The sequence below is a fragment of the Tropicibacter oceani genome, from assembly GCF_029958925.1.
In the GTDB taxonomy this organism is placed as follows: Bacteria; Pseudomonadota; Alphaproteobacteria; order Rhodobacterales; family Rhodobacteraceae; genus Pacificoceanicola; species Pacificoceanicola oceani.
On sequence record NZ_CP124616.1, the window covers coordinates 2163444 to 2177657 of the forward strand.

The 14214-nt window shown below is 63.6% G+C and carries 13 protein-coding genes; all 13 read left to right on the forward strand.

The window, feature by feature from the left end; translation table 11 throughout:
* Positions 1-39: 39 nt before the first annotated feature.
* The 13 genes from QF118_RS10455 to QF118_RS10515 all read left to right on the forward strand — a co-directional run bounded on the left by QF118_RS10455 (position 40) and on the right by QF118_RS10515 (position 14206).
* The gene (locus QF118_RS10455) at positions 40-633 is read left to right on the forward strand and encodes a TRAP transporter small permease (protein ID WP_282299006.1); all 594 of its coding nucleotides are present in this window, start codon (positions 40-42) and stop codon (positions 631-633) included.
* The gene (locus tag QF118_RS10460; protein ID WP_282299007.1) at positions 630-1946 is read left to right on the forward strand and encodes a TRAP transporter large permease; all 1317 of its coding nucleotides are present in this window, start codon (positions 630-632) and stop codon (positions 1944-1946) included. The genes QF118_RS10455 and QF118_RS10460 overlap by 4 nt, the downstream gene beginning before the upstream one ends.
* Before the next feature lie 156 nt (positions 1947-2102).
* Entirely contained in the window at positions 2103-2864 is a 762-nt protein-coding gene (locus tag QF118_RS10465) for an SDR family NAD(P)-dependent oxidoreductase (RefSeq protein ID WP_282299008.1), read from the forward strand.
* Between the two features lie 23 nt (positions 2865-2887).
* Entirely contained in the window at positions 2888-4693 is a 1806-nt protein-coding gene (locus QF118_RS10470; RefSeq protein WP_282299009.1) for a feruloyl-CoA synthase, read from the forward strand.
* Positions 4694-4999: 306 nt separating this feature from the next.
* Positions 5000-6547, forward strand: coding sequence for a benzoate-CoA ligase family protein (locus QF118_RS10475; protein ID WP_282299010.1), 1548 nt, complete (start codon positions 5000-5002; stop codon positions 6545-6547).
* Between the two features lie 5 nt (positions 6548-6552).
* The gene (locus QF118_RS10480; protein WP_282299011.1) at positions 6553-7362 is read left to right on the forward strand and encodes an alpha/beta fold hydrolase; all 810 of its coding nucleotides are present in this window, start codon (positions 6553-6555) and stop codon (positions 7360-7362) included.
* A gap of 3 nt (positions 7363-7365) precedes the next feature.
* The gene (locus QF118_RS10485; RefSeq protein WP_282299012.1) at positions 7366-7785 is read left to right on the forward strand and encodes a DUF309 domain-containing protein; all 420 of its coding nucleotides are present in this window, start codon (positions 7366-7368) and stop codon (positions 7783-7785) included.
* Positions 7786-7928: 143 nt separating this feature from the next.
* Entirely contained in the window at positions 7929-9590 is a 1662-nt protein-coding gene (gene boxC, locus QF118_RS10490) for a 2,3-epoxybenzoyl-CoA dihydrolase (protein WP_282299013.1), read from the forward strand.
* A 68-nt stretch (positions 9591-9658) separates the two neighbouring features.
* Positions 9659-11110 carry a benzoyl-CoA 2,3-epoxidase subunit BoxB gene (gene boxB, locus QF118_RS10495; RefSeq protein ID WP_282299014.1) on the forward strand — a complete coding sequence of 484 codons (1452 nt, stop codon included), beginning with the start codon at positions 9659-9661 and terminating at the stop codon, positions 11108-11110.
* Between the two features lie 124 nt (positions 11111-11234).
* Complete coding sequence (locus QF118_RS10500; protein WP_282299015.1) at positions 11235-11402, forward strand: hypothetical protein; 168 nt, start codon at positions 11235-11237, stop codon at positions 11400-11402.
* An 84-nt stretch (positions 11403-11486) separates the two neighbouring features.
* On the forward strand, positions 11487-12671 hold the full coding sequence (gene boxA, locus QF118_RS10505) for a benzoyl-CoA 2,3-epoxidase subunit BoxA (protein WP_282299016.1): 1185 nt from the start codon (positions 11487-11489) through the stop codon (positions 12669-12671).
* Between the two features lie 90 nt (positions 12672-12761).
* On the forward strand, positions 12762-13193 hold the full coding sequence (locus tag QF118_RS10510; protein ID WP_282299017.1) for an acyl-CoA thioesterase: 432 nt from the start codon (positions 12762-12764) through the stop codon (positions 13191-13193).
* Positions 13194-13288: 95 nt separating this feature from the next.
* Positions 13289-14206 carry a helix-turn-helix transcriptional regulator gene (locus tag QF118_RS10515; RefSeq protein WP_282299018.1) on the forward strand — a complete coding sequence of 306 codons (918 nt, stop codon included), beginning with the start codon at positions 13289-13291 and terminating at the stop codon, positions 14204-14206.
* The last annotated feature ends 8 nt before the right edge of the window (positions 14207-14214 follow it).

The window sequence follows — 14214 nt, forward strand, 5'->3', positions numbered from 1 at the left end:
GTCCGTGGCCCCGAACCCGGCCTCGAAGGAAATCCCCACATGCAACGCGTTCATCGCACGGTACTGGCGCTGGCACGGATGATGGCAGTGATCGGCGGGAGTGTCCTGACACTTCTGATCCTGATCATCTGCATTTCGATCCTTGGCCGCACGGCCAACAGCCTCTTGCACTCGGACTTCATGATGGGGGCGGCCCCCGGCATGGCGCAATCGCTGATCGATCTTGGCATCGGCGCGATCCGCGGCGATTTCGAACTGGTCGAGGCGGGGATGGCTTTTTGCATCTTTGCCTTCCTGCCGCTGTGCCAGGTGACCGGCGGCCATGCTTCGGTCGATATCTTCACGAATTTCCTGCCGCGCGGGGCCAACCGGTTCCTGATCTTCCTGGGCGAGGCGCTTTTTGCCGTGGCGCTGGTGGTCATCGCCTGGCAGCTGGACGCCGGGATGGATCGCAAGATGCGCTCGGGCGAGACGACCTTGCTGCTGCAATTCCCGGTCTGGTGGTCCTATGCGGCCAGCCTGGTGGGCGCGGTCGCCGCCGCTGCGGCCGGGGCCTACATGGCGCTGGTGCGCGGACTTGAATTGCTGACGGGCCGCGTGATCGTGGCCAATGCCGTGGGGGCAGACCATTGAGCAACCTTGAAATCGGTATCTATTCCTTTCCGGCGCTGTTGCTGCTGATCTTTGTCCGGGTGCCCATCGGGCTGGCCATGTTCATCACCGGCTTTGTCGGGCTGTGGATGGTGAACGGCAACATGATCATGGCGTTGGCGCGGCTGAAGTCCGAGGCCTACACGACCTTTTCCAGCTATTCGCTGTCGATTGTCCCGATGTTCCTGCTGATGGGCTATTTCGCGACGCTGGGCGGCATGTCCCAGGCGCTGTTCAAGGCCGCCGAGAACTTTCTGGGCCACCGCAAGGGCGGGGTGGCCATGGCGGCCATCGGTGCCTGCGCGGGCTTTGGTTCGATCTGCGGGTCGTCTCTGGCCACCGCTGCCACCATGAGCCGCGTGGCCCTGCCCGAGTTGAAATCCTATGGCTACAAAGGCGGGTTTTCGACCGCAACGCTGGCGGCGGGCGGCACGCTGGGCATCCTGATCCCGCCCTCGGTGGTGTTGGTGATCTATGCCATCCTGACCGAACAGAATATCGCCAAGCTGTTTCTGGCGGCCTTCATCCCCGGCATCATGGCCGCCATCGGCTATATGATCGCGGTGTCGATCTATGTGCGGATGAACCCCGGCAGCGCAGGCGTGCGCCCGCCTGTGCCCATGGCCGAGCGGTTCCGCGCTTTGATTGACGTCTGGCCGGTGCTTTTGGTCTTTGTCTCGGTGGTGGGCGGCATCTATGGCGGCATCTTTACCCCAACCGAAGGCGCGGCCGTGGGCGCGCTGGGCACGGGGATCATCGCATTCGTCAACGGCGGTCTGACGCGCCGGACGCTGGTCGACAGCTTTGCCGATACCGCACGATCCACCGCGATGATCTTTTTCATCGTGCTGGGGGCGGCGTTCTACAACGGGTTCTTGGCGCTGACGCAGGTTCCGCAGCAGTTGTCGCAGCTGGTGGTGGATCAAGGGTTCAGCCCGATGCTGGTGCTGGTTCTGATCCTGGCGCTGTACCTTGTGTTCGGCTGCTTCATGGACAGCCTGTCGATGATCCTGCTGACGATCCCGATCTTCTTTCCGGTGATCTCGGCCTTGGATTTCGGGATGAGCACGGAACATGTGGCGATCTGGTTCGGCATCCTTGTGCTGATCGTGGTCGAGGTCGGATTGATCACGCCGCCGGTGGGGATGAACCTGTTCGTGATCAACGCCATGGACCCTGAAACCCCGATGTTCGAGACCTACAAGGCGGTGATCTACTACGTGATCTCCGACCTGGTGCGGGTGGCGATCCTGGTGATGTTCCCGGCGATCACGCTGTTCCTGCTGCCGGGGTAGCGGGGCTTGGCGCTGGGCGGAGCTTTTGCCCGGCGTTTTCGTTGTGACGATCTGGGGAAGGGGGCGCTGCCCCCACCGCGCCTTTGGCGCGGCCCCCCGGGATATTTTTGGCAAGCAGAAGACACGAGGGCTGTCTTTGAACGAGGAGGGTTAGACATGGATGTTTCGGGTCTGGTGGCGATTGTCAGTGGCGGGGCAAGCGGGCTGGGGGCTGCGACGGCGCGGCGTCTGGCGGCAGAGGGCGCCAAGGTCGGCATTCTGGATTTCGACGCCGAGCGCGGCGCGGCCGTGGCGGCCGAAATTGGCGGGCATGCGGTGAAGACCGATGTCGGCGATGAGGCCAGCGTTGCAGCGGCGGTGGCCGAAATCAAGGACAGGTTGGGCGCGCCGCGCGTGGCGGTGTCCTGCGCCGGGGTGGGGCTTGCGGCCCGCGTGGTCGGGCGCGAGGGCAAGCTGTCGACCGATGTTTTCGAGCGCACGATCCGGGTGAACCTGATGGGCACCTACAACGTCATGTCCCATGCGGCGCGCGAGATGATGGCGCTGGAGCCTTTGGAGAGTGGCGAGCGCGGCGTGGTGATCAACACCGCCAGCATTGCCTGGCAGGACGGCCAGGTGGGGCAGGCGGCCTATGCGGCCTCAAAAGGGGCGATTGCCGCCATGTGTCTGCCGGTGGCGCGTGAGATGGCCAAGATGGGTGTGCGGGTCATGGCGATTGCGCCCGGCCTGTTCAACACGCCGATGATGGAGGGCCTGCCCGAAGAGACGACGCAGGGCATCGTCGCGAATATTCCCTTTCCGCATCGTCTGGGGATGCCCGAGGAATATGGTCAGCTGGTCAGCCAGATCATCGCCAACCCCTATCTGAACGGCACCACGATCCGGCTGGATGCGGCGGTTCGCCTGCCGCAGCGCTGAGGGTTCAAGGGGAGGAGGACGGCATGGGGAAATACGCACCGCACAAGGTCGAGCGCGAGGATCGGGCGGATGGCACGATCTTGCTGCGCTCGGGCTATGCCATGGGGCCTGTCGTCGCGAAGAGTGGCGATTGGGTGGATGGTTGGGCGGCCAGGACGCCCGAGGCCGTGTTCCTGGCCGAACGCGCGGGGGCGGGCTGGCGCGAGGTGACCTATTGTGCCTTGCGGCGTGATGTGCGCGCCATTGCCGCCAGCCTGTTGGCGCGCGGCATGGGGGCGGATACGCCCATCGTGATGATTTCCGGCAATGGTGTCGATCACGGGTTGCTGGTGCTGGCGGCGCAATACGTCGGCATTCCCACTGTGCCGCTTGCGGAACAATATGCCCTGATCCCTGCCGCCAACGCGCAGTTACGGCATTGCGCCGAGTTGGTTCGCCCTGCGATGGTCTTTGCTGACGATGGCGCGCGGTTTGGCGATGCCCTGGCGCTGGACTGTTTCGACGGGGTCGAAAAAGTGGTCAGCACCCATCCCGGCGCAGACATGGTGGAATTTGCCGACCTGCTGGCCGGACAGGATGGCCCGCAGGTGGATGCGGCGGCGGCCCGCGTTGGCCCCGATACGGTGGCGAAGTACCTGATGACCTCGGGCAGCACCTCGCACCCCAAGGCGGTGATGACGACGCAGGCCATGATGTGCGCCAACCAGACGCAAATCGCCGATGCCCTGCCGTTCCTGCGCGAAAGGCCCCCCGTCATCGTCGACTGGCTGCCGTGGAACCATGTCTTTGGCGGCTCGCACAACTTCAACATGGCGCTGGCCAATGGCGGCAGCCTGTATATCGACGGCGGCAAACCGGTGCCGGCGCTGGTCGGCAAGACGATCGAGAACAACCGCCTGAAAAGCGGCACGCTGGCCTTCAACGTGCCGGTGGGCTTTGCGATGCTGCGCGATGCGATGAAAGAGGATGCGGCGCTGCGCGAAAGCTATTTTCGCGATCTCGACATGCTGTTCTATGCCGGGGCGTCGCTGCCGCAGGATGTCTGGCGCGATCTGGAGGACATGGCGCGCGCGGTGCGCGGCGACGTGCCCTTGATGAACTCGAGCTGGGGGCTGACGGAAACCGGCCCGGCCTGCCTGATCCAGCACGAACCAACGACCATGTCGGGGATCGTGGGCGTGCCGCTGACCGGGGTCGAGATCAAGCTGATCCCGGATGCGGAAATGCGTTGCGAGGTGCGGGTGCGCGGGCCGAACATCATGCCCGGTTATCTGAACGATCCCGAAAAGACTGCCCAGGCCTTTGACGACGAAGGGTTTTTCATCACTGGGGATGCGATGAAATTCGTCGACCCCGAGGACATGACCAAGGGCATGCGTTTTGACGGGCGGATTTCCGAGGATTTCAAGCTGCTGTCAGGGACATGGGTGCGGGCGGCGAACCTGCGCCTTGAGGTGCTGGCAGAACTGGGACCGTTGGCGCAAGACATCGTGATCTGCGGGGCGGACAAGTCCGAGATCGGTGTGTTGATCTTTCCCGGACCGCTGGCGCAGGAGTTGGCCGGGCCGGGGGCCGGGGATCGCGGCGCGCTGGTCAGCCCGGCGCTGCAGGCGGAGATTTCGGCGCGGCTGGCGGCGCGGCAGGGTCATGGCTCGGCCTCCCGGATTGCGCGGGCGCTGGTGCTGGCCGAGCAGCCCTCGATCGGTGATGGCGAGGCGACGGCCAAGGGCAACCTGAACTTTCGCAAGATCCTGACGCGGCGGGCCGATCTGTACCGGCGGCTTTACGACGATGCCGACCGGGCGGTGATCACGGGCGAGGCGGGGTAAAGCCCCGCCCTGCGTCCGGGCACGCCCGAAACTGCCGCTACAAGACCGACCAAGGGAGGGCGGGGCCATGCCCCGAGCCGACCGAATTGGGTGCGGTCAATTATGCAAGAAAATGCAACATTCAAGAATGACTTCTTGATCGGCACGTCGCGTCATGCATTATAAAGCATACAGGCGAGTCGCCCCAGTCGGGCCGCGCTTGGCCCCGGAGACGCCGCCCAGGAGGAGGGGCGCACGTCAGGAGAAGCCGGGGCAGACAGGGCAACGGGACACTTCCGGGCGATGCCCGGTCCGTGGGAGGACAGCATGACGGACAACCAGAACGCGGCGCTCTTTTTCGTGGACCGCCACGTCGCCGAAGGGCGTGGCGACAAGCCGGCCTTTCGCGAGGCGGCGGGGCAGAAACGCACGGTCACCTATCGGCAATTGGCGCAGCGCAGCGACCTGGTCGCCGGGGCCTTTGCCCGCGCCGAAATCCGCCCCGAGGAACGCGTCGCCTGCATCGTTCTGGACCAGATCGAATACCCCGAGATTTTCTGGGGCGCGCTCAAGGCGCATGTGGTGCCGATCGCGCTGAACACGCTGCTGGCCACGCCGGTTTATGACTTCATCCTGAAAGACAGCCGTGCGACCTGCCTGATCGTCAGCCACGAACTTCTGGACGTGGTGCTGCCTGCCGCGCACCAGTCGCCCTATCTGCGCAAGATCGTGGTGATCGGCGGCACGCTGCCCGAGGGTACCATCAGCTATGAGGATTTCATGGCAGGTGCCCAGCCGCGCCCGGCCGCGCAGGTCAGCGAAGATGAATGCGCCTTCTGGCTGTATTCCTCGGGCTCGACCGGGCAGCCCAAGGGCGTGCGCCATGTGCACGGCGCGCTCAGGGCGACCTCGGACACCTATGGCGCTCAGGTTCTGGGCATCCGCGAAGAGGACACGGTGTTTTCGGTCGCCAAGATCTTCTTTGCCTACGGTCTTGGGAATGCGATGACCTTTCCGATGTCGGTGGGCGCCACGACAGTGCTGTTCAATGGCCGCCCGACGCCGGATGTGGCCGTCGATATCATCGCCCGCGAAAGGCCGACGATCTTTTTCGGGGTGCCGACGCTTTATGCCGCCACGGTGGCCCATCTGGAACAAAACGGCGTGCCCGACGCGGGCATGCGCCTGTGCATTTCCGCAGGCGAGGCGCTGCCGACCGAGATTGGCAACAAGTGGCGGGCGCTTTGGGGCGTCGATATTCTGGACGGCGTCGGCAGCACGGAAATGCTGCATATCTTCCTGTCCAACGCGCCGGGCGACGTGGTCTATGGCACCAGTGGCCGCCCCGTTCCGGGCTATGATCTGCGCTGTGTCGATGAGACGGGTGAGGACATCAAGCCCGGCGGCGTGGGCGAATTGCTGGTGCGCGGGGCATCGGCCGCCGAAGGCTATTGGAACAAGCGCAGCAAAAGCCGCGCCACCTTTGAAGGCGAATGGACCCGCACGGGCGACAAATACGAGATCACCGAGGACGGGCGCTATGTCTACTGCGGGCGCACCGATGACATGTTCAAGGTTTCCGGCATCTGGCTGTCGCCCTTCGAGGTGGAACAGGCGCTGATCGAACATCCCGGCGTGCTCGAGGCGGCGGTCGTGCCGCAGCGCGACAAGGATGATCTGGAAAAGCCCAAGGCCTTTGTGGTGCTCAAGAATGGCGCCGACCGTGACCAGGTGCTGTCCGAGCTGAAGGATTTCGTCAAGGAACGGGTGGGGCTGTGGAAATACCCGCGCTGGATCGAGGTGGTCGAAGACCTGCCCAAGACCGCGACGGGCAAGATCCAGCGCTTCAAACTGCGCAAGACAGAGGAGGCGTGAGGGCCATGGACTGGACTTCGGGATTTGTGACCGCTGGCGGCAAGGCGCTGGAATATCAGTGCTTTGGCCCCGCCCCGGACAAGGCGCCGACCATCGTGTTGCTGCACGAGGGGCTGGGCTGCCTGGCGCTGTGGCGGGATTTTCCGCAGGCCTTGGCGCAGGCCACGGGCTGGGGTGTCTTTGCCTATTCGCGGGCGGGTTATGGCCAGTCCGACGCCGCCGATCTGCCGCGCCCGCTGGATTACATGGTGCACGAGGCGACCGATGTCCTGCCCAGGCTGTTGCAGGCCATCGGGTTTCAGCGCGGCGTGCTGATGGGGCATTCGGACGGGGCCACCATCGCCACGGAATACGCCGGCGGGATCGAGGATTTCCGCATTCGCGGCCTGATCCTGATGGCGCCGCATTTCTTTACCGAAAGCATGGGGCTGGCCGAGATTGCCAAGGCCAAACAGGCCTATGAGGCGGGCGATCTGCGCGGCAAGCTGGCCAAGTATCACAAGCATGTCGACAGCGCCTTTCGCGGCTGGAACGACAGCTGGCTGCACCCTGATTTCAACGGCGCACTGGTGACCGACGCGCTGGATTACCTGCGCATCCCGTCGTTGGTGATCCAGGGGCGGGACGACCAATACGGGACGCTGGCCCAGGTCTCCGAGATCGAAACCCGGTCCTATGCCCCGGTGGATGTGGAAATTCTGGACGATTGCCGCCATGCGCCGCAGGTCGATCAGCCGGACAAGGTGCTGGCCGCCGTGGCCGAATTCACCCAGCGGCTTGCCCGCATCGAAGACGCCGTGGTCGAGGTCGCCTAGGCCATGCAGGACTGGCGCCCGCCCCACGCTTATGTCCCGGGGCAGACGCCGCGCCACGCCGAGGCGCTGTTTGATCCTTTCAAACAGATCGCCGACCCGCTCGAGGCCAGCCCGGCCTGGTCGCTGGGGCTGAACCTGTTGCAGGACGGCTATTTCTGGGAGGCGCACGAGCTGCTGGAGCCGGTCTGGATGGCCGCGCCTGAAAACTCCGGGACCAAGTGTCTGGTGCAGGGGGTGATCCAGCTGGCCAATGCCCGGCTCAAGGTGCGGATGGATCGACCCAGGGCGGCAGCGCGGCTTTTGCTGCAGGCGCGGGGGCTGCTGGACGAAGCCTTTGTCCGGGGCGGGGCATGCCTGATGGGGCTGACGCGCAAAGATGCGGACCGAATGTATGAAGAATCACGGCGCGAATGTGTATTATAATGCATATTTTCGCAAGCATCTGAAGTAAAATGGAATATCGCCCAGAATGAGGGCTTGAATGCAGGCATTATAATGCTAAAATGGCTGGAAGAAGTGGCGAATATGCATTATGGTGCACTAAAGCGGTTCAGGAGAATCAGACCATGACCAAGCGCATCGACTTTCAGGTGGACCCATCCGCCTACAAGCATTGGAAGGTGTCCTATGATGGGCCCGTCGCCAATCTCTTCATGGATGTGGACGAAAACGGCGGGCTGTTCGACGGCTACCAGCTCAAGATGAACTCCTATGATCTGGGTGTCGATATCGAGCTGGCCGACGTGGTGCAGCGGATGCGGTTCGAACACCCCGAGGTCAAGGTCGTGGTGATGCAATCCGCCAAGGACCGGATTTTCTGCGCCGGGGCCAACATCCGGATGCTGGGCGGTGCTGCACACAGTCACAAGGTGAATTTCTGCAAATTCACCAACGAGACGCGCAACACCTTTGAGGCCGCCGAGGAGGACTCGGGTCAGAAATACGTGGCCGCGGTCAAGGGCGCTTGCGCCGGGGGCGGGTACGAATTGGCCCTCGCCTGCAACCACATCTTTCTGACCGACGACAGCACCAGCGCCGTGTCACTGCCCGAAGTGCCGCTTCTGGCGGTGCTGCCCGGCACCGGCGGGCTGACCCGTGTGACCGACAAGCGCAAGGTGCGGCGCGACCGTGCCGATGTCTTCTGCTCGACCGAAGAGGGCGTGCGCGGCAAGCGCGCGGCGGAATGGAACCTGGTCGATGAGGTGATCCCGAATTCGAAATTCGACGAGGTGGTGGCGCAGCGCGCCCAAGAGTTTGCCGCGACCTCGCCCAAGGCGGACGTAGCGCAGGGCATCAAATTGACCCCGCTGACCCGCAGCTTTGCCGAGGATGGAAGCGTGACCTATTCGACGGTCGAGGTGGCCGTGGACCGCGCGGCCCGCAAGGCCACGATCACCCTGCATGGCCCCAAGGACGCCGCGCCCGCCGATATGGACGCCTTCACCGCGCAGGGCGATCAGGCCTATATGCTGCGCCTTGCGCGCGAGTTGGACGACGCAATCCTGCACCTGCGCCTGAATGAGCCCGAGCTGGGCCTGCTGGTCTTCCAGACCCAGGGCGACCCCGAAGCCTATGCCGCGCACGAGGCTTTGTTGCTGGAAAACGCCGATCACTGGCTGGCCAACGAAGTGCTGAAATACTGGAAGCGTATTCTCAAGCGGGTCGATGTGACCTCGCGCTCGATGGTGGCCTTGGTCGAACATGGATCGTGCTTTACCGGCATTCTGGCGGAACTGCTGTTTTCCGTCGACCGCAGCTACATGATGGAAGACGAGTTTGAGGGCGACAACCGCCCGATCGCGGCGATCACCCTGACCGGGGCGAACTTTGGCCCCATGCCCATGGGCAACGGGCTGACTCGTCTGGAAACCCGTTTTCTTGGTGCGCCGGAAGCGGTGGAAAAGGCCAGGGAAAGCATGGGCGAGGCGCTGGAGGCCGAAGAGGCGGACGATCTGGGTCTTGTCACCATGATCCTCGATGACATTGATTGGGAGGACGAGATCCGCATCTTCATGGAAGAACGGGCCAGCTTCAGCCCCGATGCCATGACGGGGATGGAGGCGAACCTGCGCTTTGCTGGCCCGGAAACGATGGAAACCCGGATCTTTGGCCGCCTGACCGCCTGGCAGAACTGGATTTTCAACCGCCCGAACGCGGTTGGGGCTGATGGCGCCTTGCAGCGATACGGCACCGGCGTGCGCGGCGATTACAACATGGAACGAGTCTGACACCGGTTTCTTGAAAAGAAACCGTCCCGGAAACTTTTCAAGTTTCCGGCCAACACGAGGATAACCCGATGCTAGACCTGATCAACGTCAGCTATGACACCCAGATCCCCAACAACGTGGGCCTGTCCAGCGACCGCAAGGTGCTGAAGGCGCTGGAAAAATGGCACCCCGGATACATCAACTGGTGGAACAGGCTGATCCCGCAGAATTTCCAGGACTCCATGGTTTACCTGCGCACCGCCGTCAGCGTCGACCCCAAGGGCTGGGCCAAGTTCGACTACGTCAAGATGCCGGAATACCGTTGGGGCGTGCTGCTGGCGCCGCAGGTCGAAGACCGCCGCATCCCAATGGGCGAGCACAAGGGTGAGCTGGCCTGGCAGGAGGTGCCGGGTGAATACCGCAACATGCTCAAGCGCCTGATCGTCATTCAGGGCGACACCGAGCCGGGTTCGGTCGAGCAGCAGCGTTTCCTTGGCCTGACCGCGCCGTCGCTGTACGACATGCGCAACCTGTTCCAGGTCAACGTCGAAGAGGGCCGTCACCTTTGGGCGATGGTCTATCTGCTGCAAAAGTACTTTGGCAAGGATGGCCGCGAAGAGGCGGACGAGTTGCTGATCCGGTCCTCGGGCTCTGAGGAGGCGCCGCGTATGCTGGGCGCCTTCAACGAGGAAACGCCGGACTGGCTGTCCTTCTTCATGTTCACCTATTTCACCGACCGCGACGGCAAGATGCAGCTGGAATCGCTGGCGCAGTCCGGGTTCGATCCGCTGTCGCGCACCTGCCGCTTCATGCTGACCGAAGAGGCGCACCACATGTTCGTCGGCGAAACCGGCGTGTCGCGCACCATTCAGGCGACCTGCGAGGCGATGAACAAGGCCGGGATCACCGACCCCTATGATGTGGGCAAGATCCGCGATCTGGGGGTGATCGACCTGCCGACCATCCAGAAAAAGCTGAACCTGCATTACACCCTGTCGCTGGACCTGTTCGGGCAGGAGGTGTCGACCAACGCCGCCAACGCCTTCAACTCGGGCATCAAGGGTCGGTACATGGAAAACCGTCTGGACGACGATCACATGCTCAAACACGACACCTACACGGTGTGGGATTTCGAGGATGGCAAGGCCGTGCAGAAAGAGGTGCCGGCGCTGACGGCGATCAACATGCGCCTGCGCGACGATTATACCCGCGATGCGGCGGGCGGGGTCGGGCGCTGGAACAAGGTGATCGAAAAGGCCGGGATCGACTTTGCGCTGAAGCTGCCGCACGAAGCGTTCCACCGCCAGATCGGTGTCTTTTCGGGCAAGAATTTCGACCCCGATGGCAACATGATTTCGGGCGAAGAATACGACGCGCGGATCAACGACTGGCTGCCGACCCATGCGGACGGCGATTTCATCCAGTCGCTGATGAAGCCGGTCTATGAGCCGGGGAAATACGCCAGCTGGATCGCCCCGCCCAAGGTGGGGATCGACAACAAGCCGGGTGATTTCGAATACGTCAAGCTTCACATGGCATGATGCGCACGGTGAGGCCGGGGAAGATTTTCGACGAAAAACTTGCTCGGCCTTGATCCGGCTCAAGGAAAATGCGGCGGGGGGATTTAACCCTTGCCGATGCGAACAGGACCAAGGGAGACAACAGATGCAAAGTGACCGCTTGATCGGCCATGCGCCGCGCACCGCTGCAATGGGCCAGCAACTGACCACGATCCAGGGGCCCTGCATCGGCTGCAAGGGGTGTCAGGGGCTGTGCCAGGCCCTGATCGAGGCCATGTCGGTTCCCGACGTCGTGCTTGGGCGCGACGGCTGATCCCGACCTTTCCGACATGCCATGTTTTCGCTGGGCCGCTTTGGCGCTTTGCGACTGTCTTTCCTCGAACCTGAAAAGCTGGCCATGAACACACCTGTCAAACAGCACCTGATCGACCCGGAAATCTGCATCCGCTGCTATACCTGCGAGATGACCTGCCCGATCGGGGCGATCCAGCATGACGACAACAACGTGGTCGTGGACGCCGAGGCCTGCAATTTCTGCATGGATTGCATTCCCGTCTGCCCGACCGGCAGCATCGACGAATGGCGTGTGGTGGCCACCCCCTACACGCTGGAGGAGCAATTCGCCTTCGAGGAGCTTCCGGCGCAGGAGGATCTGGCCGATGGCGGCGGTGCCGAAAACCTCGAGGCGCTGGACGAGGCCATGGCGGCCCTGTTGGTCGAGGCGCATTCCGGTGCGGGCGGCAAATCCAGGGCACCGCAATCGGCGGCCAAGCCCTCGGTCAACCTGTACAACCTGGGCAAGCCGGTGACGGCGAAGGTTCAGGGCAATTACCGTCTGACGGACGATCCGGACCATGACGTGCGCCACATCATCCTGGATTTCGGCGGTCATCCCATGCCGGTTCTGGAAGGCCAGAGCATCGGCATCCTGCCACCCGGTCAGGATGCCGAGGGCAAGCCGCATCTGCCCCGGCTATACTCGGTGTCGTCGCCGCGTGACGGCGAGCGGCCGGGCTACAACAACGTGTCGCTGACGGTCAAGCGCGAGGCGCAGGGCTTGTGTTCGAACTATGTCTGTGATCTGAAACCGGGGGACGAGGTGCGGGTGACCGGCCCCTTTGGATCGACCTTCCTGCTGCCCGACGACCCCGAGGCGCGTTTGCTGATGGTCTGCACCGGCACCGGATCGGCGCCGATGCGCGCCTTTACGATGCGGCGGCAGCGCACGCTGGGCGGCAAGTCCGGCGGCATGACCCTGTTCTTTGGCGCCCGCACGCCGGAATCCTTGCCGTATTTCGGGCCGCTCAAGAAGATACCCCAAGGACTGCTGGAGCAGCACCTGGTCTATTCCCGCGGGCCCGGCGTCAAGGAATACGTGCAGGACCGGATGCGCGCCGAAGAGGACAGGGTGGCCGAGTTGATCGCCGATCCCAAGACCCATATCTACATCTGCGGGTTGCGCGGCATGGAAGAGGGTGTCGAAAAGGCCCTGACCAATATCGCCGAAAGCATCGGCCAGCAGTGGACTGCGCTGCGGGACGCGATGCGGGACGAGGGGCGCTATCATGTGGAGACCTACTGAGCGCGCGTCAGTGACCGATGGCGGAGCGAGGGGCCAGCCCCTCGCGCTCCCCGGGATATTTGGGGCACAAAGAAACAGGGGGTGGGTCTGATGCCGCGGCCCGAGGGCTGTTTTGCCCATGAGATCCGCGTGACCTGGGGCGACTGCGACCCTGCCCGGATCGTCTATACCGGGCGCATCCCCTGGTTTGCGCTGGATGCGATCAACGCCTGGTGGGAGGCCCATGTCGGGCAGGGCTGGTATCAGTTCGAGATCGACCGCAACCTGGGCACGCCCTTCGTGCACATGAGCCTGGATTTCCGCAGCCCGATCACGCCGCGCCACCGCCTGGTCTGTCACACCTGGCCCGAAGCACTGGGCGAGACCTCGATCACCTTTGGGGTGGAGGGTGAGCAGGATGGTGCCTTGTGTTTCGAGGGGCGCTTTGTCTGCGTGTTCACCGTGGCGGACCGTTTCACGAAGACGCCCCCGCCCCAGGACATCCGCGAGATTGTCACGCCTCACCTGCCAAGGCTTGCATGAAAACGCCTGAATGCCGGTATTTTTGCAAGGGATATGATTGCCTTGGCCGTGGTTCCGTTTACACTGTGCATTATAGTTCATAAGCGATGCGGGCCATGGCGGAGATCACTTCATTCAGCGGCAAGACCGTGGCGGCCGACGGTCAGGGGCTGATCGACACGGCGGTGGCCGAGTTGATGGCCCGTGTCGGGGACCGCGTGCGCAAGGCGCGCGAGCGCAGGGGCATTCCGCGCCGCGTGCTGTCCGAGATGTCCGGCGTGTCGCCGCGCTATCTGGCGCAGCTGGAAAGCGGCGAGGGCAATATCTCGATCGGGCTGTTGAAGCGGGTGGCCGTTGCGCTTGATTACCGTATCGAATGGCTTGTCGGGCAGGACGATCCGTTTTCCTCCGAGGTCACCCAGGTGGCCGAGATGTTCCGCAGCGCCGACCGTACCACCCAGGCCGAGGTGCTGCGCGTTCTGAGCGCCGAGCCAAGCCGCTGCCAGCGCGCCGGGCGTATCTGCCTTGTGGGGTTGCGCGGGGCGGGAAAGTCCACCCTTGGCCGGTTGGTCGGCGAGGCGCTGGATCTGCCCTTTGTCGAGCTGAACCGCGAGATCGAGCTGGCCGGCGGCATGCCCGTCGACGAGATCATGGCGCTGTATGGCCAGGAGGGCTATCGCAAGCTGGAGGCCGATGCGCTGGACCGGATCGTGTCGACCCATGATCGGATGATCCTGGCGGTGGCGGGCGGCATCGTGGCCGAGCCTGCGACTTACAACAGTCTTCTGGCGCGGTTCCACACCGTCTGGCTGAAGGCGACGCCGCAGGAACACATGGACCGGGTCCGCGCCCAGGGCGACACCCGCCCGATGCAGGGCAACCCCGAGGCCATGGCGCAGCTGCGCTCGATCCTGCACAGCCGCGAGGCCCTGTATGAGCGCGCGCATGCGCAGCTGGACACCTCGGGCGCCACGGTCCCCGAGGCCTTTGACCGTCTCAAAGCCCTGATCGAAAGCCAGGGTTTTCTGAGCTGACCCCCGCA